Origin of the sequence: Polaribacter sp. Asnod1-A03 (assembly GCF_045063585.1) — a bacterium.
Classification (GTDB): domain Bacteria; phylum Bacteroidota; class Bacteroidia; order Flavobacteriales; family Flavobacteriaceae; genus Polaribacter.
Genome location: NZ_JBEFOE010000009.1, coordinates 2,870,294 through 2,890,081, shown reverse-complemented (window position 1 = coordinate 2,890,081; position 19,788 = coordinate 2,870,294). Strand labels below are relative to the sequence as shown.

Here is a 19,788-nt window from a genome sequence, read left to right as displayed (position 1 = left end):
AATTTATATTATTTAAAAAGGGGCTTGATAGAGAAGTATCAAACCCCAAATAAAAAATTAAACAAACTCTTTTTTAATTAAACGAATATCTTACACCAAACTGCAATCTCCAAGGAGTTCCGTTTATTGGTTCTGTACCAGCACCTGTTTGTATGTTGTATTGGTAACTGTTTGTTGCTTGATCAAATCCGTTAATATTCATAAAACTTCTATCTCCAAAATCATGACTGCGTCCCCATTCTTTATTTAATAAGTTCATAAAGTTAAAAACGTCTGCAGATAACTCTAAAGCATGTTTAGGGTTTAAAAAACTAAACTTTTTTACAAGACGAAGATCTACTGTTGCACTAAAAGGATTTTTTCCTCCGTTTCTTTCTGCAAAACCACCATAACTTTCTTTTAAATAATCTTTAAATCCTTGAGAAGTTTGTGGATCATTTAATACTTGATTATAACTATCCTTAATATAATCTGGTGTACTAGCGTCATTTGGGTTAAAAATATATGCAATTTCATTACTTAAATTAAAATCTCCATTAGCACTTCTATTTCCTCCAGACTCTAGAGAATACCTTGTACCTCCAGTACCTACAATAGTTGCTCCTAACGTAAACCCTTTATAAGTTGGTGTTGCTCCATTTACCACAATTTTAGTATCAAAATGATTATCCGAATAACCATAATTTAAATCTCTAGGATCTCCTTTAACAGGAAGAAAAGTAGATGTATTAGCAACACAACAGTTGTATGATGAATTATCTTTAGAACGATTTATAGTAAAACTAGCATTTACATAACCATCCTTTCCTATTTTAGCAGAACCATCTACTACTAAGGCTAGATTGTCTAAAATACCATCAGACGTTAAAACTAAAGTTCTACCTACTAAGTCAGAAACTCTAGACTCTGTCCAATCTGTGTAACCATTTTCAGTAATAGTATTAGCAGGCACAAAAACCTCTCTACCTTGTGGTGTTACAAAATAAGGTTCTGCAACTAAATTAGCTTCTTGGTATACGTAATTATTTTTAGTATGACTAAAAATTGCATTTACTCCTAAACTATATCTATCTCCAAAAAAGTGAGTATAATTTACATTTGCTTTATAAATTGTAGGTACTTCGAAATCTGGACTTACAGCATTAATCGTTGAGAAAGGAGTTACACCTTCTGGAACACCAGGTACAGTACTTGGGTCATTTCTATACCCTCCAAAATCTGGTGTTGGTACATTTGCACCTGTAACATCAATAGCTCCTAATAAAGTTCCACTATTCTGAATATTATTAACTTGTGCATAATAATGCGGTTGAGAAGTAAAGACACCTCCACCAATTTTTAAAATATCAGTATCATTTCCTTCAATATTCCAAGTTAATTGAACTCTTGGTTGAATATTATCAAAATCTTCTGGTTTTACATCGGTACGAATTCCTAATTCTTGATCCACTAAAGAATTATATTCTGCATCATCTAAAAAAGCTGTTGCATCATAACGGATACCTGCCGCAAGATTTAAATTAGGATTTACATTAAATTCTACCTGAGCAAAAAGTGATAAATCTAAAACAGTTTGTTTCACTAAAGAAGAGCCTTGTAAAGGTACTTCTCTTGCATATCTAGAAGCATTTAAATTTTCGAAATCATCTAGAGAATCAAAGAAAAAACGACCATTTTGCTCATTAGATAGTTGCGTTTCTAAATAGGTAATTAAATTATCTGTACCAAACGTAAAATTAAACTTACCAGAATTAACATATGTTGTATTTGATATCTGCAATTGATTTTCTAAATTAGTTTCTGGCGAATAACGTTGACCTCCTAATTGTACACTTCTACTACTGCTATTCCCATTTGGCAAAACAGATTCTACCTGTACAATTGCTCTTGGTATATTTTGTGATGGCAATTCTGAATTAGGAGCATAAATACGTTCTGCATGCTGATATTGCACCTTAAATTCATTAGTTACACTCGATGAAAAAGCTGAACGTAGCGACAGAAACATACTATTTTCTTGAGATTCAAAATCAGAATAAGATTCGGCAACTTCTATATTAGAATTATCACTTACACTTAAAGGATTGTCCCATTTATTATATAGATTTCTAAACGTTAATCTATGCTTATCGTTAATTTGCCAATCTAATCTAAAAAATAAATTATTAGCTTCTGTTACTCTATCAAACTGCCCTACTTGTTGAGAATCGCTCAAGCCATATTTATCTCTACCGATTTGTAAAAAACGATTTAAACTTTCTTCTGAAATTTGTAAATTATTTGCATCATTATCACTTTGTATATTTGCAATAAATTGAGGATCTCCTGCATCTTGTCTTTCATAAACTAAGAAAAAATGTAACTTATCTTTAATTATCGGACCTCCTAAACTAAAACCAGATTGAGAGTTATAGAAATCTGCTTCTCTATCTTGTCCTTGAATTGTATATTGACTTTGAAGATTATCTGCTCTATGATAAAAGAAAGCACTACCCTCAAATTCATTAGTACCCGACTTTGTTACAGAAGTAATAGAACCACCACCTTGACGACCTTGGCTTACATCGTAATCATTCGTAGAAACCTCAAACTCTCTAATAGCTTCTTGAGAAATTGTATAAGGACCTCTACCTACTTCTCCTGCTGTTAATGTATTTCTAAAATTAACACCATCAATAGTTACATTTGTAGAGGTTCTTCTTTGTCCTCCTAAATTTAGACTTCCTGCTCCTTGTAATGGAGACAAACTTGTAAGTCTGGTAAAATTTCTTCCTTCTGATGGTAAGTTTTTAATTTGACTTTCTCCAATTTTTGTAGAAGCTCCTATTTGTTGAATACGTTTTGCTAAACCATTAGAAGAAATAACAATTTCATCTAAAGAAGTTGCAGATTCTTGTAAAACAAAATCAACTGTTAAGGCATCATTTAAGTTTAATAAATAACCTTTGTTAACCACTTCTGCAAAACCTAAATACTTTGCAGTTACAGAATAAGGACCTCCTAAAGGTAATTGTTGAATTTTGTAACTCCCTGTTTCACTAGTTGTAGCTCCAGAGCTAAATCCAGTGGATGTATTTTTAACAATTATAGTAGCACCCATTAAAGGCTCTCCACTTTTGTCTGTTATTACTCCTTTTATTGAAGCATTTGTTGCTTGCCCAAAAGATTGATGAATGCTTAAAAAGAATAATCCAAAAGTAATCATCATACTAATGGTTAAACGAATTTTTACTACCGATAGTTTCATAAGATAATTTAGTTTTAATAAGCATCAAAACTAGACCTGGAGAGATAATAACTAATGTTAAGTATTAACATTGATTTAGATTTAATATTAATTTAAAAGTTTCTTAATATTGAAAAGTGATTCTATCTATTAGAATTTGTGATAAAAACGCTTCTAAATCCTTTACAATTGAAGAGAAACTTACGACAATCTTTTTGTTAGAATTTTACTCAAAAAAAAACTTAAGAATCTCTTAAAATAGTAAATGAGTCAAAAATCAAATCTTTTGCATCAATCAAGAGCATGAAATTTCTATAGTTTTGAGATGTCAACAGATGTGAAACAATACACATCTTAAAATAATCTATTGAAATTTAAAATGAAAACGATATTATGAAGTACACAGAAAAAATTTCGAACAAATTAAACGAATTATTAGAAAAAAATTATGATGCCGAAAAAGGTTACCTTAATTCTGCTGAAAATGTAGATAGTACTACATTAAAAATTTTCTTTAAAAGAAGAGCCTCTGAAAGAAGTCAATTTGCAAAAGATTTAAGAACTGAAATCTTATCTTATGGGCAAATACCAGAAGATAATGGTTCTTTTAAAGGTACAATGCACAGAAATTGGATGTCTTTAAAATCTTTATTTAGCTCTAATGATGAAGAAGCAATTTTAGAAGAAGCAATTAGAGGAGAGAAAGCGAGTTTTAATGAATATGAAGAAATCTTAAAAGAAGATTCTTTTGCTCCATCTACTAGAAATATGTTAGAACAACAAAAACAAAAAATACAAGCTGCTATTAACACATTAATGGTAGAAGAAGAATTATCATAAAATAGTTGTAATTAAGTATAGTTAATTAATTTAAAGTCAATCCTTAAATGGATTGGCTTTTTTTATGTTGATAAATCATATTAAATTATCAATATAATAATCTCCTGTTTTTGTACTTTTAACTTTCTAAATTCATCAACAAAAAGCCTTTTATGTACTTAATTTTTGATACTGAAACTACCGGTTTACCAAAAAGCTGGAATGCACCAATTACCGATACCGACAATTGGCCAAGATGTATACAAATTGCATGGCAACTACATGATGCAATGGGAAATGTATTAGAACACAACGATTTTTTAATACAACCAGAAAATTTTAATATTCCTTACGATGCAGAAAGAATTCACGGAATTTCTACAGAATTAGCCGAAGAACAAGGAATAAAATTAGACAAAGGTTTAGAACTGTTTAATGAAGCGCTAAAAAAAACCAAGTTTATTGTTGGACAAAATGTTGGTTTTGATATTAATATTATGGGTTGTGAATTCCATAGATTAGGTGTAGAAAACAACTTAACTACTTTGCCACTTTTAGATACTTGTACAGAAAAAACAGCTACAATGTGTCAAATTCCTGGAGGTCGTGGTGGTAAATTTAAACTGCCAACCTTAACAGAATTACACAATCATTTATTTGGCGTTGGTTTTGGTGAAGCACACAATGCAACTGCCGATGTTGAGGCAACAACTCGTTGTTTTTTAGAGTTAATTCGTTTAAGAGAATTTACACAAGAGCAGTTAGATGTTGATGAAAATTATTTTAAAAAATTCTCTGAAGCAAATCCTAAACCAATTCAGGTAATTGGTTTAAAACACATCAACCTTAAACAAGAAAGCGATAAAATTCGCAAACGTTTAGAAAAATTAAAAGGTACTGCAGAAACAAAATCTACATCAGAAGGTTTAGCAGAATTAGAAAACGTACAATTTTCACATTTACACAATCACACGCAATATTCTGTTTTACAAAGTACCATGCAACTGGGTAATATTGTAAAAGCTGCGGCAAAGTACAATATGCCAGCAGTTGCAATGACAGATACTGCGAATATGATGGGTGCTTTCCATTTTGTAAATGCAGTTTTAAGTCATAATAAAAATGCAGAAACTCCCATGAAACCAATTATTGGTTGTGAGTTTAATATTTGTGAAGATCATAAAAATAAATCACAAAAAGACAACGGTTATCAAGTTGTTTTATTGGCAAAAAATAAAAATGGATATCACAATTTAGCAAAAATGTCTTCTGCAGCTTTTGTTGATGGTTTTTATTATGTACCAAGAATTGATAAAGCATTAGTAGAAAAGTACAAAGAAGATATTATTGTTTTAACGGGTAATTTATATGGTGAAGTTCCTAGTAAAATTCTAAATTTAGGAGAAAAACAAGCCGAAGATGCTTTGATTTGGTGGAAAGAACAATTTAACGACGATTTGTATATCGAGTTGATGCGTCATGATCAGGAAGACGAAAAAATTGTAAACGAAACTTTATTAAAATTTTCTAAGAAGCATGATGTAAAAATTATTGCCACCAACAATACTTTTTATTTAGAGAAAAAAGATGCAAATGCGCACGATATTTTATTGTGTGTAAAAGACGGAGAAAAACAAGCTACTCCTATTGGTAAAGGGCGTGGTTATAGATATGGTTTGCCAAACCAAGAGTATTATTTTAAGTCTACGGACGAAATGAAAATGCTCTTTGCAGACTTACCAGAAGCCATTAGTAACATACAAGAAATTGTAGATAAAATAGAAATATTTACCCTTGCAAGAGACGTTTTATTACCCGCTTTTGATATTGGTGATGAATTTAAAGATCCGGAAGATGAAAAAGATAATGGAAAACGTGGAGAGAATAACTTTCTAAAACACTTAACTTTTGAAGGTGCTAAAAAACGGTATGGAGAAATTACAGAATCGATTAAAGAACGTTTAGATTTTGAATTAGAAGTTATTGAAAAAACAGGATACCCTGGATATTTCTTAATTGTAGAAGATTTTATTAGAGCAGCAAGAAAAATGGATGTTGCCGTAGGTCCTGGGCGGGGTTCTGCAGCAGGTTCTGTAGTTGCCTATTGTCTTTGGATTACAAATATAGATCCTATTAAATACGATTTACTTTTTGAGCGTTTCTTAAATCCAGAACGTGTATCGATGCCCGATATTGATATTGATTTTGATGATGAAGGACGTGGACGTGTAATGGATTATGTAATTGATAAATATGGTGCCAACCAAGTTGCACAAATTATTACTTACGGAACCATGGCGGCAAAATCTTCAATTAGAGATACTGCCAGAGTTTTAGATTTACCGCTTTTTGAAGCCGATAGAATTGCCAAGTTAATTCCGGGAATTAAACTGAAAAATATTTTTGGAGATGATGCTAAAAGTAAAGGTAAAGTTGATGGTTTACGTGCGGAAGAAAAGCAGCTTGTAGAAGAATTAAAAAACATGTCTTACGGAACCGATTTGGTTTCTGAAACCATTAATAAGGCAACAATATTAGAAGGTTCTGTTAGAAATACAGGAATTCACGCTTGTGGTGTAATTATTACTCCCGGAGATATTACCAATTATGTTCCGGTTTCTTTAGCAAAAGATTCCGACATGTATGTTACCCAATTTGACAATTCTGTGGTAGAAACTGCTGGTTTGTTAAAAATGGATTTCTTGGGATTAAAAACGCTGACTTTAATTAAAGACACCGTTAAAATTGTTAAAGCAAGGCATGGAATTACTTTAGATCCGGAGAATTTTTCTTTAGAAGATGTAAAAACGTATGAGTTATTCCAAAGAGGAGAAACCGTAGGTGTTTTTCAATATGAATCTCCCGGAATGCAGAAACATATGCGTTCTTTAAAACCAACCGTTTTTGCTGATTTAATTGCAATGAATGCATTGTATCGTCCTGGACCAATGGAATATATTCCGTCTTTTATTAATAGAAAACACGGAACAGAAGATATTGAGTACGATTTACCTGCCATGGAGGAATACTTGGCAGAAACATACGGAATTACAGTTTACCAAGAGCAAGTAATGCTTTTATCGCAAAAATTGGCAGATTTCACCAAAGGTGAAGCCGATGTTTTACGTAAAGCGATGGGTAAAAAACAGATTGCGGTTCTTGATAAAATGAAACCAAAATTTGTAGAACAGGCTGCTGCAAATGGTCATGATGCTGATAAATTAGAGAAAATCTGGAAAGATTGGGAAGCCTTTGCAAGTTATGCATTTAACAAATCTCACTCTACTTGTTATGCTTGGATCGCTTATCAAACAGCTTATTTAAAAGCCCATTATCCGGCAGAATATATGGCTTCTGTACTTTCCAATAATATGAATGATATTAAATCGGTATCATTTTTTATGGAAGAATGTAAACGAATGGGACTAGAAGTTTTAGGTCCTGATTTAAACGAATCTTTCTTAAAATTTTCTGTAAATAAAGAAGGAGCTGTTCGTTTTGGAATGGCTGCTGTTAAAGGTGTTGGTGCTGGTGCGGTTAGAGCAATTATTAAAGAACGAGAAGAAAATGGACATTACAAATCTATTTTTGATTTAGCAAAACGTGTAGATTTAAGAGCTGCAAATAAAAAATCTTTTGATAGTTTAATTAAAGCCGGTGCTTTCGACTCCTTTACAGATACACACAGAGCTCAATATTTTGAAACCGATGAAAAAGGACAAACTTTTTTAGAGCGTGCTATGAAATTTGGTAGTAAATATCAAGAAAACGAAAACTCTGCACAGGTTTCTATGTTTGGAGAAGCTTCTACGGTACAGTTTCCAGAACCTGATATTCCACAATGTGAAACTTGGGGAACCATGGAACTTTTATCACAAGAAAAAGAAGTAATCGGAATTTATATTTCAGCACATCCTTTAGATGATTTTAAAAATGAAATGATTTTTTGCAACGCTGCTTTAAAACACTTTAAAGATGATTTATCAAAATATGTAGGTATGAATTTAACTTTTGCTGGTATTGTTACAGATGTGCAACATCGTGTTTCTAAAGCAGGTAAAGGTTGGGCAATGTTTACAATGGAAGATTATGGTGATAGTCACGAATTTAGAATTTTTGGTGAAGATTATCTAAGAATGAAACATTTTTTATCTTTGAATTCTTTCTTATTTGTAAGAGCGACCATTCAACCTGGTTGGACAAATAAAGAAGGTGTAACTGGTGAACCTCGCTTAAAATTTACAGATTTTAAATTGTTACACGATATTATGGATGAACTTTGTAAAAAAGTAACCATCAAGATTCCTTTACAAGAAATTACTACAGAAACTATTTTAAATTTAGAATCGATCTTAAAAAAGAGTCCTGGTAAACAAAATCTTCATTTTACAGTTTGGGATGCAAAAGAAAAAATTGAAATAAGTTTACCGAGTAGAAATACAAAAGTGAATATTTCTAACGAATTATTAGCAACTTTAGAACGTCAACAGATTGATTTTAAATTAAATTAATATCTATGAAAAAACTCTATACTATAACTATAGTTTGTTTACTAGTCTTGTTTACTTCTTGTGCACCTTCAATTAAAATAACTGACTATAAACCAAACTTATATAAAACAAATAAAAAAAAGCAAGATTCTATATTTGTTCCAAACCCAATTAGAGTTAGTACATTCTCTACAGAAGGAAATTACCCTTACATTCATATTAATGGATTTAAATCTTATGAAATAACAAAATCTAAAATTGTAAAAAATAAAGATTCTCTTTTTGCAAATGAACTTAAATTTTATGCGACCTATTCTTCTTTTTATTCTAGAGCTGTTATGTATCAACAATTTGGAAACTGGAATAAGAATATATTTATACGAGGAGACAAAAAACCCTTTCTTATTTGGGAAAAGGTGAAATTATTTCCTGACAAGAATGATTTTTATTATGTTATAGCCGGTGGTTATGAATGTACAACTTGTAAACCTTCTTTAAAAACCATTTATTCTTCTGTTATTGTTTTAGATGAAAATAAAAACGATTGTTTAACAGATGAAAATCCTGCGTTAAAAAAAGAAATTTTAAACTTTTTTTCTGAAGGAATTAGAAACCTAACAAATAGCAATGAATTTTATGATAAGTTTTGGAGTTTAGTTCTTAATAAGAAAAAATCATAATTTTTATTTTGATTAATTTACATAAAATTTAACAATAAAGAGTAAAATTAATATGTGCATAAAAAGATTAATTACTACTTTTGTTTAATATTTTTTAAAATACATGAAACAAAATAAAATTGGAGTTTGGGTAAGTTGGAACGAGAATATAACTTATAACTACAAATCTCTTTATACTATTTCTACTGAAGAAGAATTGCAAGAAGTTGTAAAAAAATCAGAAAAAATAAGGATTTTTGGTAATAAACAATCTTCGTCTAATATTGCTTCTGGTACAGCAACTTTAATTGATATTAAAGATTATAACAAAATCTTATCTTACAACGATTCAGAAAAAACAATTACCGTTCAACCTGGTATTATTTTAGGTGATTTAATAGAAGCTGTAGAAGCAAAAGGCTGGTGTATTCCTTGTTTGCCAGATATAAATACGATTACCATTGGTGGTGCTTTAGCAACTGGAACACACGGTACAAGTGGAAAATTATTATCCGAATATATTACAAAATGTGATCTTATTTTAGCGGATGGTTCTATAAAAGAAGTAACTGATAAAGACGATTTAATTGATGCAGTTAGAGTTTCTTTGGGTGTTTTAGGTGTATTTTCAACAATAACTTTTCAATGCGAGCCAATTTATACTTTACATGTAAAAGAAGGTCCAGAAAGTGATGATGAATGGTTACCAAAAATTAAAGAACGTTTAAAAAAGCACGATTTTTTAAGAATTTTATGGATTCCTCATACAGATAAAGGTTATGTTATTACTGGTGATAAAATAGATCCTAATACAAAAATAAAAGAAAACTTAGGTTCGTCATTTTTAAAACATCGAAGAAAAGCTTCTAAAATACTATATAAGTACACGCACATTTTTCCTTGGTTTACCTCAATTGCAAACAAAATTTTATATCAAGGTTTTTTTAGCGGAACCAAAGAACACAAAGGTTCTTTATACCAAGCAACGGTTACAAAATCTAGAGGTTCTACTTTAGAATTGGCAGAATGGACGATTGGTTTAGAAGATTTTCCTAAAGTTTTTGAAGAACTAAAAACAGAAATCAATAAATGGTCTAACAAATCTTTTATTCATATTCCTATGGATGTTCGTTTTGTATATAGTGACAATTCTTGGTTAAGTTACGCTTACAAAAAAGACACTGTTACCATGGGTTGTGTTTCTAGAAATGCAGCTACTGCAGATACTTACGAAGCTTTTAAAAGTATTGAAAGAATCTTTTTAAAATACGGAGGGAAACCACATTGGGCAAAACGTTTTAAAGCTAAAGATGCAGAACTTTCTAAAGTGTATGACAAATGGGAAGACTTTAAACTTTTAAGAAGAAAAATGGATCCAACTAATAAATTTTTGAATCTGTATTTAACAGAATTATTCAACGAAAAAACAAACAATTAATGGCATTACCTAAGGGATTTTTATTCGATTTTGATGGCGTAATAGTAGATAGTAAAGAAAGTCATAATTCAGCTTGGGCTTCTGCTTTTAAAGAGTTGTTTAATACAGAAATTGCTCCTTTCCCTAAAGAACTTTCAGGGAAATCTCCATTAATTATAGCTAGATATTTCTGTAGTGTTATTAGTAAAGAAAATAGAACTAATGATTTATACAATTTAAAAGATGAACATTTAGACAAATACTTTACAGTACCTAAATTATTACCAGGAATTAGAGAAATTACTCAATTTTTATCCGAAAAAAAAATACCTTACGGAATTGCAAGTAATGCTACAAAACAGTTTCTAAAAAACAGTATTCGCCATCTAGATTTAAACTTTACAACTGTTTTTGGATTACAAGATTACGTTAAACCAAAACCAGCTCCGGAAGCTTACATTTCATTAGCAAAAGCATTAAATTTTAAAGAAGAAGACTTTAAAGATCTTTGGGTTTTTGAAGATAGTTTAACAGGTACAAATGCAGCAAGACTAGCAGGAATGCAACCTATAGGAATTACAACATGCTATAGTAAAGAAGAATTAAAAGCTGTAGGAAGTGTACTTACTTTCCAAACAGTTTTAGAAGCTTATCAATATTTAACTACTAAATAATCTATAATTTTAAGCGGAAGTTACTTCTCTAAAAAGTGTTTCTAAATTCTTATTTTCTGTATTTAAAGTTAGAATTTTTAAACCGTTTTCTTGTGCAAAATCAAAAATTACAGGTCTCATATCCTCTTCACTTTCAAAAGTGATGTACCAAGTATTATCGTAATTATTTTTATAAGAAACTATATTTGGCAACCTGTTTACAAACTGTTCTTCAATCTTATAATCAAAAGTAACAATGATGGTTTGTTGATTGTTTTCTTTTAATTCAGAAAGTTTTTTATCAACTAAAAGTTCTCCTTTTTTTATGATGATTACTCGATCGCAAACCGCTTCTACTTCTTGCATAATATGCGTAGAAAAAAGTACTGTTTTATCTTTACCTAACTCTTTAATTAATTCTCTAATTTCTACCAATTGATTAGGATCTAAACCAGTTGTTGGTTCATCTAAAATTAAAACAGATGGATTGTGTAAAATTGCAGCAGCCAAACCAACTCTTTGCTGATATCCTTTAGATAGTTGATTGATTTTCTTATGAGCCTCGGCAGTTAAACCTACTTTTTCTATACAAGATTCAATCTTGCTTTTATCAATCTTAAAAATAGCTGCTCTAAATTGCAAATACTCACGAACAAACATATCTTTATACAAAGGATTATGTTCTGGCAAATAACCTATTATTTTTTGAGCCTCTATTGGCTTTTGTAATACATTAATTTCATCAACAAAAACGTCACCTGCATTTGGTTTTATAAAACCTGTTAAAATTTTCATCATTGTAGATTTTCCTGCTCCATTTGGACCTAGAAATCCAATAACCTGACCTTTATTCGCATAAAATGAAATCTCATTCAATGCTTTTTGAGTTTTATAAGTTTTAGAAACTGAGCTTACTTTTATAGACATTTTACAAATGTAATAGGATTTACATTGATAACGAAAATATGCTGATATTAGTTTCTTAAATTAATTATTTTACAAAAAAAATGGCTCTAAAAAGAGCCATTTTAAAATATCATGTAAACAAATTTTTATAATTGATAACGAACTCTAAGACTAATAAATCTTGGTAAAATAAAAGTTTCGTTAATAGAAAAAGCAAGATTACTTGTGTTTACAGAAGCTGTAGAACCCGTAGCTAAAAGGTTACTACCCACTAACTCATATTCCCACTTAGCATCTTTATCTTTTCTATATGCAAATGTTGCATCTAAAATTTTATAAGAATTGGCAACAACTCCATCTTGTTTTACTTCGTTATAAGAAAAATCTGAACGAATTGTTAAAGAGTTCCATACATAAGCATCAAAACTTACAGAAGGTGCATTTGTAACACCTTTTACAATAGCATCTCTAGAACTGTTATCTTGGTCTGACAATCTTAAACTATACCCTAAAGAAAGGTTTGGTGCTTTTGTAAAATTAGTACTTACACTTGCTGTATAACTTTGAGAAAATAACTCATTTGTATTTTCTAAAGAGTTTATAAATTGATATGTTTTACTTAAACTATAGTTAGCACCTAAAGATGTTTTAATTTTGTTAAATGTTTTACCAACTCTACCAGAAGCAGTAAGACTCTCATTATCAAAAGGAGAATTTAAAGAAGTACTACTAGATACTACAGAACCATCTTCGTAAATTACATTAGAGTTAATTTGATCTATGGTTTTCTTATAATTAATTCTTGCAAATACATTTGTATAATTAAACAAGTTAAAACTAGAATAATTTAAATTTACATTGTGGAATTGGGCATTATCTAACTCGCTATTTCCGTAGTAAAAAGAACTGTAACTGTTTGCAACAATACCTCTTGCTAACTGATTAACATCTGTAAAATTAACTTCTTGTTTGTATGAAAATCTTAAAGATTCACTTTGTTTAAACTGTGCAATAATAGCCAATTCTGGAAATATTTTCTGAAATTGATCTTTATATATTTCTGTTTCGTATTGCGTATTTTTAACATTGTAGTTATGTAAAGTTACCCCCGGAGTAAAAGTAAAAATACCTGCTTTTAAACGATATCTTAATCCTGCATAAATATCAGAAAAACCATATTCTGTATCATTAGTTGTTTGTGGATCATCATTACCAGGAATAGTTGGTGTTGGTGTATGTTCACTTCCGTTATCTAAGATTTGAAAAAATCTAGAATCGAAATTTTGTTTACTTTGAATTGTACCAACCACAAAGTTTAAATTACTTTTATCATTTAAAATATTATAGTAATCTAATTTTACATCTAATTGATTAGATTTTACACGTCTATCTTGCTCTAAAGTATAAAATAAATTACTTCTATCTAAACCTAACGTTTCTGCTGTATCATCAAAACCATCATTATCATCTAAATCATTATTATCTGGGTCATTATCTAAAGCAGCTACATAAAAAGGGTCTTCATCTTGCAATAAATGTTGTGCTTCTAATGCAAAGATATTTTTTTCATTTGCTGTATAGAAATAACTAAAATTTTGATTGATTTTATAAGGTGTTGCTCTTTCGTCTTCAGAAATATTATTTAACACATTAGACTCAACTTCATCTGTTCTAAATTCGTTAGAAAAACGACCAATTAAATCATAATTAAATTGTTTTTTGACATTTTGTTTATATCCTGCACTAAATTTAAACAAACCTGTATTACTTGTTTGGTCTGTTGTACTAACTTTATTTTCATCTGGTATAGCTTCATCTACATAATCGATAATTGATGAGTTTTTTTGTCCGTTACTATTACTAGAAAAAATTAAAAACCCACTTAAATCTAATTTTTTATTAGGTGAATAACTAAAATTCAAAGCTGTTAACTTCGTTTCAATTCTATTGGCATTTCTTGCATTTGCAGTTAAAAAACCAATACCAGCACTTGCCAAACTTAAATTTGTTCCGTTTGATGGACTTTGACTTCTAAAACCTCCACTAAAACTTCTAATATCACCTCTATCTAAAACTACTTCTCCAATATTATTTACATCACCAATTACATTAATAGTATATTTTGGTGAGTAATAAAATAATTTTGGTTGTAATAAATACAGTGCTTCATCTGGTGCACTTCCTGCTCCTGCAGTAATTTCTCCAAACCAAAAATTCTTTTTACCTTCTTTTAGTTTAATGTTAATAGCAACTCTATCTTCATTATTTTGCACACCACTTAGTTGACTTACATCTGCATAATTTCTTAAAACTTCAATTTTATCTAAAGCATTAGAAGGTATATTTTTAGTTGCTAGTTTTGTATCTCCGTCAAAGAAATCTTTACCGTCAATCATTATTTTTTCTACTACATTACCTTCTACTTCGATTTCTCCATCATCATTAATTTCTACACCAGGTAATTTTTTAATAACATCTTCTAATTTTCTTTCTGTACCGTTCTGAAAAGAATCTGCGTTGTAAACAATTGTATCTCCTTTTACAGTAACAGGCATTTTAGAAACAATATTTATTCCATCTAAAGCATTATCATAAGCTAGCATAACGTTAGTATTTATATCTTCTGATTTTGTTTCTATGGTAAAATCTGCAGATTTCATCCCTACATAGCTTATTTTTAAAATAATAGTAGCATTTTTTTCTACATTTAATTTATAATAACCGTTAGCATCTGTAAAACCATAAGAAGACATTTTATTAGTAGCCTTATTAATGGCTAATACGTTCGCCATTTCTAGTACATCACCAATACTATCTTTAACAACACCTGTTAACTTAACCTGCGCAGTAGCACAAAGTGAAACCATAAAAATGGTTAGTATTAATATTTTTTTCATTAGTTAGAATTAATTTATATTTAAATTGGTTTGTTGTTTGTTAGAAACGTCCACCGCCACCACGGTTACCACCTCTACCTCTATTCTGAAAGTTTTGTCTTAATTCTTCCATTTTTTTAGTAACAGTTTCAGTGTATTTTTCTCTAGTAATTTTTTTCCCTTTTGTAGGAGCTTCAATACTTGCTTTTTCTGATGGATTTAATACAATTTCTGTACATAAAATTGTTGTAGTACCTTCGTTAATTTCTAAGATTAAACCTGGTAACCCCCAATATTCTCCTGGACCATTACTTACTGGTATTTGTGGTGTATACCAAGCTGTAACTAAAGTTTGTTTTACTTCTTTTTCCTTTTCTTCTTCCTTTTTATCTTCATTACCACCTGGTCTTCTAAAGTTAGAAAAGTCTAAAGGGTTAGCATCTTTAAGTAAAGTTGCTTTATAACATAAATAATTTCCTATTTGTTTTGTTTCTGCTCCTAATTCCCAAGCAGGTTGCTCCATTTCATCAGAAATTAAAAACTTTTTACCAAAAAACTCTGTAGACTCTAAAGCTACTTTATCTTTAGTATTTTTATATTTGATACCTCCACTAGAAAAGCCACCAAATCCTCGTCCTCTTCCTCCACCACCTGTAGTTGGTGCTTCTAATTTTGCGTCTTCTTTATAAAGTGAAGAAGCTTTATCAAAATCTAAAATAAATGTTTTCTCTAATTGAGATTTCATTCTTTCTTGAATTTGCTTCTTTCTTGCTTCAGACAACTGCTCTCCTCCTCTTGCAAAGTTATTTAAGTCTATACTTGTTTTAGACATGTAAGTAGCTTTACCTTGAAAGTCTTGTTGAGCAAATGTAACAAAAGAAGCAAATGCTAAAATAAATGTAAAAATTGATTTCATGTGTTCTGTTTATATTTTAATAAATAATGATTGATATTACCTAAGACTTTGATAAAACAGAATAGTTTAATCTAGATTACTATTTTTTTTAACCTTGTATGGTAATACTTATTCCTTTACCGTCTTTACTTTTAAATCGTTCCATCATTTCTTTCTCCTTTTTTACTTTTATTTCATCAAATTCTTCTTGATTTACAAGTTTTCCTTTTTCTGGTTCATCAATCTTAATTTCTTCAGAAGGATTAATAATAATTTCTGTACAAACCATAGTTGTTGTTCCGTCGTTTATTTCTAAAATTAAACCAGGCAAACCGTAATAAGTACTCGGACCATTACTAATTGGTACTTGAGTTGTGTACCAAGCGGTTGTATTAATAGTTACTTTTTTCTTAACACTTGTTGGTGTACCATCTACAAAAGAAAAACTATTTTTTTCTATTTCTTTAGAAATAGTAGCCTTATAACACGTATAATTACCAATATGTTTTGTTTCTGAAGTTAACTGCCAATCGTAGCTAGGTAAAGAATCTTTTATCAAAAACCCTTTTCCCATAATGTTTGTTTTATTTACAAACCTTTTTTCTTTAACATCTTTATAATAAATATCTGTACTATTACCTCCAAACATTTTAATTCCTCCTTTTTTAGGCTGCGGAACATTTAATTTTGCCTCTTGTTTGTATGTAGAAGTAGATTTATCGAATTCCAAAATAAATGTCTTTTGATTCATTTTACGCATTCTCTCCTCAATTTCTTTCTTTTGAGTATCAGACATTTTACTATCCTCACCAAATGAAATACCAGATTTTTTATTTGTTTTATAAATTGCTTTTCCTGTAAATTCTTGTGCATTTATAAAAACACATAAACATAAAGTTAATACTGTAAGTAGTTTAGTTTTCATCTTTAATTTTATTTGCTAGTTTATTAATATAATTTACTCCTTTTTTCATTCTTACAATTAAGCTATCTACATCTTTAGCTTTACTAGTAGATTTAAAACTATAATCGTATTTTACCTTTGCATCTTTTTTAGATTTTTCTTTCGTTTTTAATTTTATTTCAAAAGAAATTTCACTTTCCGGATCATTATCTTTAAATGCACTTTTTATATCATCCCAATTAATGGTTTGTAATTCTTCCGGAGAATCTACACTAACACTTACAGAATTTGTATTGATATAATTTAGGTTTACATCTTGTGTTTGAGAAAAAATAAATGATGATATAAAAAGGCAAATTACTAAAACTATCTTATTCATAAGGTTTGATTTTAAATACATTACAAAAATGACATTTATTTAAGTACAACTTAGTTAACGAGTGTTAACGAATGTTAACCAACTGATTTTATAATTTTTACTAAGTATCTTTGACTTATGAATACCAAAAAATATAAATGGATTTTCTACTTAATAACTGCTACAATTATTACAACAATTGCAGTACAATTCTATTGGAATTATAATAATTATAAAGAGAATAAAGTTAGAATTTCTAATGAAATACAGTTAAGTTTAGACAATGCTATAGAAGAATACTATGCCAAATTAGCCAAAGATGAGGTTACTACAATTATCGATTACAATAGAATTAAAGGTAAATCTAACTCTAGTAAAAAAATTAAATATGATTCTATTTTTAAAAATTCTAGAAATTTTCAAAAAATAAAATCTCTTATAAAAAAAGATACTTCTGTAAAACCAGAATTTAAAATCACAAATATTTCAATTACTACAGATGATAAAAATGATGCAAAAAAAACTGATTCAATTCTTAAAGATTTAACTAAAGAAATTAATACAAAGGATATAAAAAGTGTTCAAGTTTTTAAAAATAATACATTTAATAGAAAAGATGAATTAAAATATTTTATGGGGCAAAAAGCTTCTGATAGCTTAAAATTAATCGATAATTTAAAACCAATTGTCATTTCAATAACCTCTAGTTTTATAGAATATGATCAATTAGATTCTTTAATTACAAATCAGTTACAACAAAAAGAAATACCTATTAAGTATACTTTTCAACATTTTAAAAATGATTCAATTTTTTATACTTCCAAAGATTCTTTATTTGCTAAAAAATCAGTAAAAAGTGTTTCGTCTAAATCTACTTATTTAAAAAAAGGTGAAGTATTTAAATTACTTTTTAACAACCCTAACTTAGAAGCTTTAAAAAGAAGTTCTTTTGGTATTTTATTATCACTTTTACTTTCTGTATTAATTATTTCTTGTTTGTTTTATTTATTAAAAATCATCAATCAACAAAAAGATTTAGCCGCCATAAAAAACGATTTAATCAGTAATATTACTCACGAATTTAAAACACCGATTGCCACAGTTTCTACCGCTATAGAAGCCATTGAAAATTTTAATGTTTTAGACGATAAAGAAAAGACCAAAAAATACCTTTCTATGTCATCTATTCAATTAAAAAAATTGCATCAAATGGTCGAAAAATTATTAGAAACCGCAACTTTAGATAGCGAACAATTAATCTTAAAAAAAGAAACTATTGACATTGTAGATCTTATAGAAAAATTGGTAAATAAGCATAAACTATTGGCTAATAAAAAAGAACTCAACTTTTCTACCAACTTACAACCTGTTTATGTAAATGTTGATGTTTTTCATTTTGAAAATGTTGTTTCTAACCTAATTGATAACGCTATAAAATATGGAGGAAATCAAATAGAAATTAATATCAACTCTATTTTAAATTCAACAGAGATTTCTATTGCAGACAATGGTAACGGCATTGATAAAAACTTGCAAGAAAAGATTTTTGACAAGTTTTATAGAGTACCTAAAGGAAATACCCACAATGTAAAAGGTTTTGGAATTGGATTGTATTATTGTAAAAAAATTATTGAAAAACACAGCGGCAACATCACACTTTTATCAGATAAAAATAAAACAATTTTTAAAATAAATATTCCTAATGAATAAGATAAAAATACTTTTAGCAGAAGACGAAGCTAGTTTAGGAATGATTGTAAAAGAAAGTTTAGAAACTAGAAGTTTTATTGTTTTTCATGCAGAAAATGGTGAAGAAGCTTTAGAAATTTATGAAAAAGAAAACGTAGATATTTTAGTTTTAGATGTAATGATGCCTTTAAAAGATGGTTTTACATTAGCTAAAGAAATTCGATTAGAAAACAAACAAATTCCTATTATTTTTTTAACAGCAAAATCGCAAACTTCTGATGTTTTAGAGGGTTTTAGTCATGGTGGAAATGATTACCTTAAAAAGCCTTTTTCTATGGAAGAGTTAATTGTAAGAATTAAATCTTTACTAAGTAGAACTGAGATAAAAACAAATACAGATGCCATCAAAATTGGAGAATATTTATTTAATTATACTAAACAGACATTACTCTTTTTAGAAGAAAAAGAACAATTAACCAGTAGGGAGGCAGAACTTTTATTGCATTTACATCAAAAGAAAAACGAGGTTTTAGACAGAACTTTTATCTTGAATAAATTATGGGGAAATGATGATTTTTTTAATGCAAGAAGTATGGATGTTTTTATAAGTAAACTAAGAAAAAAACTAAAAAACGACACTAATATTAAAATTATAAATGTAAGAGGTTTTGGTTATAAGTTAATTTGTTAGTTCTTTTTATTCAAAAAAAATTAACAAATAAAAATAATTCCTCTTACTAAAAAAACACACAAACAACTAATAATCAGAATAAAAAACCATTAAACATTCTTTCTCTTTAAGTAAATATTTTGTAACTTTCATCAACTTTAAAAAAATTTATTTACTTTTTTGTAACAAAATGTGATATTCTAACGTATAATAAATTGAGCGATTA

Annotated in this window: 13 protein-coding genes; 7 read left to right on the top strand and 6 right to left on the bottom strand. The window is 29.1% G+C overall.

Annotation, left to right across the window (positions count from 1 at the left end; all coding sequences use genetic code 11):
* Window positions 1-73 precede the first annotated feature (73 nt).
* Window positions 74-3,247 carry a carboxypeptidase regulatory-like domain-containing protein gene (locus tag ACJJVY_RS12975; RefSeq protein WP_405609408.1) on the bottom strand — a complete coding sequence of 1,058 codons (3,174 nt, stop codon included), beginning with the start codon at window positions 3,245-3,247 and terminating at the stop codon, window positions 74-76.
* Window positions 3,248-3,619: 372 nt separating this feature from the next.
* On the opposite strand from ACJJVY_RS12975, the gene ACJJVY_RS12970 reads away from it, so the two are divergent.
* The 5 genes from ACJJVY_RS12970 to ACJJVY_RS12950 all read left to right on the top strand — a co-directional run bounded on the left by ACJJVY_RS12970 (window position 3,620) and on the right by ACJJVY_RS12950 (window position 11,285).
* Window positions 3,620-4,066 carry a PA2169 family four-helix-bundle protein gene (locus ACJJVY_RS12970; RefSeq protein ID WP_405609405.1) on the top strand — a complete coding sequence of 149 codons (447 nt, stop codon included), beginning with the start codon at window positions 3,620-3,622 and terminating at the stop codon, window positions 4,064-4,066.
* A 152-nt stretch (window positions 4,067-4,218) separates the two neighbouring features.
* Entirely contained in the window at window positions 4,219-8,556 is a 4,338-nt protein-coding gene (dnaE, locus tag ACJJVY_RS12965) for a DNA polymerase III subunit alpha (RefSeq protein ID WP_405609402.1), read from the top strand.
* 5 nt (window positions 8,557-8,561) lie between these two features.
* Window positions 8,562-9,215: a hypothetical protein gene (locus ACJJVY_RS12960; protein WP_405609399.1), complete on the top strand. Its 654-nt coding sequence runs from the start codon at window positions 8,562-8,564 to the stop codon at window positions 9,213-9,215.
* Window positions 9,216-9,318: 103 nt separating this feature from the next.
* Window positions 9,319-10,632 (top strand): D-arabinono-1,4-lactone oxidase, encoded by a 1,314-nt coding sequence (locus ACJJVY_RS12955; protein ID WP_405609396.1) that lies wholly within the window; start codon window positions 9,319-9,321, stop codon window positions 10,630-10,632.
* The gene (locus ACJJVY_RS12950; protein WP_405609393.1) at window positions 10,632-11,285 is read left to right on the top strand and encodes an HAD family hydrolase; all 654 of its coding nucleotides are present in this window, start codon (window positions 10,632-10,634) and stop codon (window positions 11,283-11,285) included. Before ACJJVY_RS12955 ends, ACJJVY_RS12950 begins: the two co-directional genes overlap by 1 nt.
* 9 nt (window positions 11,286-11,294) lie before the next feature.
* On the opposite strand, the gene gldA is transcribed toward ACJJVY_RS12950, so the two are convergent.
* From gldA to ACJJVY_RS12925, 5 genes are all read right to left on the bottom strand, one after another.
* Window positions 11,295-12,191 carry a gliding motility-associated ABC transporter ATP-binding subunit GldA gene (gene gldA / locus ACJJVY_RS12945; RefSeq protein ID WP_405609390.1) on the bottom strand — a complete coding sequence of 299 codons (897 nt, stop codon included), beginning with the start codon at window positions 12,189-12,191 and terminating at the stop codon, window positions 11,295-11,297.
* Window positions 12,192-12,316: 125 nt separating this feature from the next.
* Complete coding sequence (locus ACJJVY_RS12940) at window positions 12,317-15,067, bottom strand: carboxypeptidase-like regulatory domain-containing protein (RefSeq protein ID WP_405609387.1); 2,751 nt, start codon at window positions 15,065-15,067, stop codon at window positions 12,317-12,319.
* Between the two features lie 40 nt (window positions 15,068-15,107).
* On the bottom strand, window positions 15,108-15,962 hold the full coding sequence (locus ACJJVY_RS12935; RefSeq protein ID WP_405609384.1) for a GLPGLI family protein: 855 nt from the start codon (window positions 15,960-15,962) through the stop codon (window positions 15,108-15,110).
* Window positions 15,963-16,050: 88 nt separating this feature from the next.
* Window positions 16,051-16,866: a GLPGLI family protein gene (locus ACJJVY_RS12930; protein WP_405609381.1), complete on the bottom strand. Its 816-nt coding sequence runs from the start codon at window positions 16,864-16,866 to the stop codon at window positions 16,051-16,053.
* Window positions 16,856-17,224 carry a hypothetical protein gene (locus ACJJVY_RS12925; protein WP_405609378.1) on the bottom strand — a complete coding sequence of 123 codons (369 nt, stop codon included), beginning with the start codon at window positions 17,222-17,224 and terminating at the stop codon, window positions 16,856-16,858. Before ACJJVY_RS12925 ends, ACJJVY_RS12930 begins: the two co-directional genes overlap by 11 nt.
* 117 nt (window positions 17,225-17,341) lie before the next feature.
* Between ACJJVY_RS12925 and ACJJVY_RS12920 the strand changes: the two genes are divergently transcribed.
* A complete protein-coding gene (locus ACJJVY_RS12920) occupies window positions 17,342-18,913 on the top strand; it encodes a sensor histidine kinase (RefSeq protein ID WP_405609375.1) in 1,572 nt (523 codons plus the stop codon).
* Window positions 18,906-19,583: a response regulator transcription factor gene (locus tag ACJJVY_RS12915; RefSeq protein WP_405609372.1), complete on the top strand. Its 678-nt coding sequence runs from the start codon at window positions 18,906-18,908 to the stop codon at window positions 19,581-19,583. Before ACJJVY_RS12920 ends, ACJJVY_RS12915 begins: the two co-directional genes overlap by 8 nt.
* Window positions 19,584-19,788: the final 205 nt, after the last annotated feature.

Coding starts and splice junctions, on each gene's coding strand:
- ACJJVY_RS12975 (WP_405609408.1), bottom strand. CDS start 3,247: ATGAAACTATCGGTAGTAAAAATTCGTTTAACCATTAGTATGATGATT.
- ACJJVY_RS12970 (WP_405609405.1), top strand. CDS start 3,620: ATGAAGTACACAGAAAAAATTTCGAACAAATTAAACGAATTATTAGAA.
- dnaE (WP_405609402.1), top strand. CDS start 4,219: ATGTACTTAATTTTTGATACTGAAACTACCGGTTTACCAAAAAGCTGG.
- ACJJVY_RS12960 (WP_405609399.1), top strand. CDS start 8,562: ATGAAAAAACTCTATACTATAACTATAGTTTGTTTACTAGTCTTGTTT.
- ACJJVY_RS12955 (WP_405609396.1), top strand. CDS start 9,319: ATGAAACAAAATAAAATTGGAGTTTGGGTAAGTTGGAACGAGAATATA.
- ACJJVY_RS12950 (WP_405609393.1), top strand. CDS start 10,632: ATGGCATTACCTAAGGGATTTTTATTCGATTTTGATGGCGTAATAGTA.
- gldA (WP_405609390.1), bottom strand. CDS start 12,191: ATGTCTATAAAAGTAAGCTCAGTTTCTAAAACTTATAAAACTCAAAAA.
- ACJJVY_RS12940 (WP_405609387.1), bottom strand. CDS start 15,067: ATGAAAAAAATATTAATACTAACCATTTTTATGGTTTCACTTTGTGCT.
- ACJJVY_RS12935 (WP_405609384.1), bottom strand. CDS start 15,962: ATGAAATCAATTTTTACATTTATTTTAGCATTTGCTTCTTTTGTTACA.
- ACJJVY_RS12930 (WP_405609381.1), bottom strand. CDS start 16,866: ATGAAAACTAAACTACTTACAGTATTAACTTTATGTTTATGTGTTTTT.
- ACJJVY_RS12925 (WP_405609378.1), bottom strand. CDS start 17,224: ATGAATAAGATAGTTTTAGTAATTTGCCTTTTTATATCATCATTTATT.
- ACJJVY_RS12920 (WP_405609375.1), top strand. CDS start 17,342: ATGAATACCAAAAAATATAAATGGATTTTCTACTTAATAACTGCTACA.
- ACJJVY_RS12915 (WP_405609372.1), top strand. CDS start 18,906: ATGAATAAGATAAAAATACTTTTAGCAGAAGACGAAGCTAGTTTAGGA.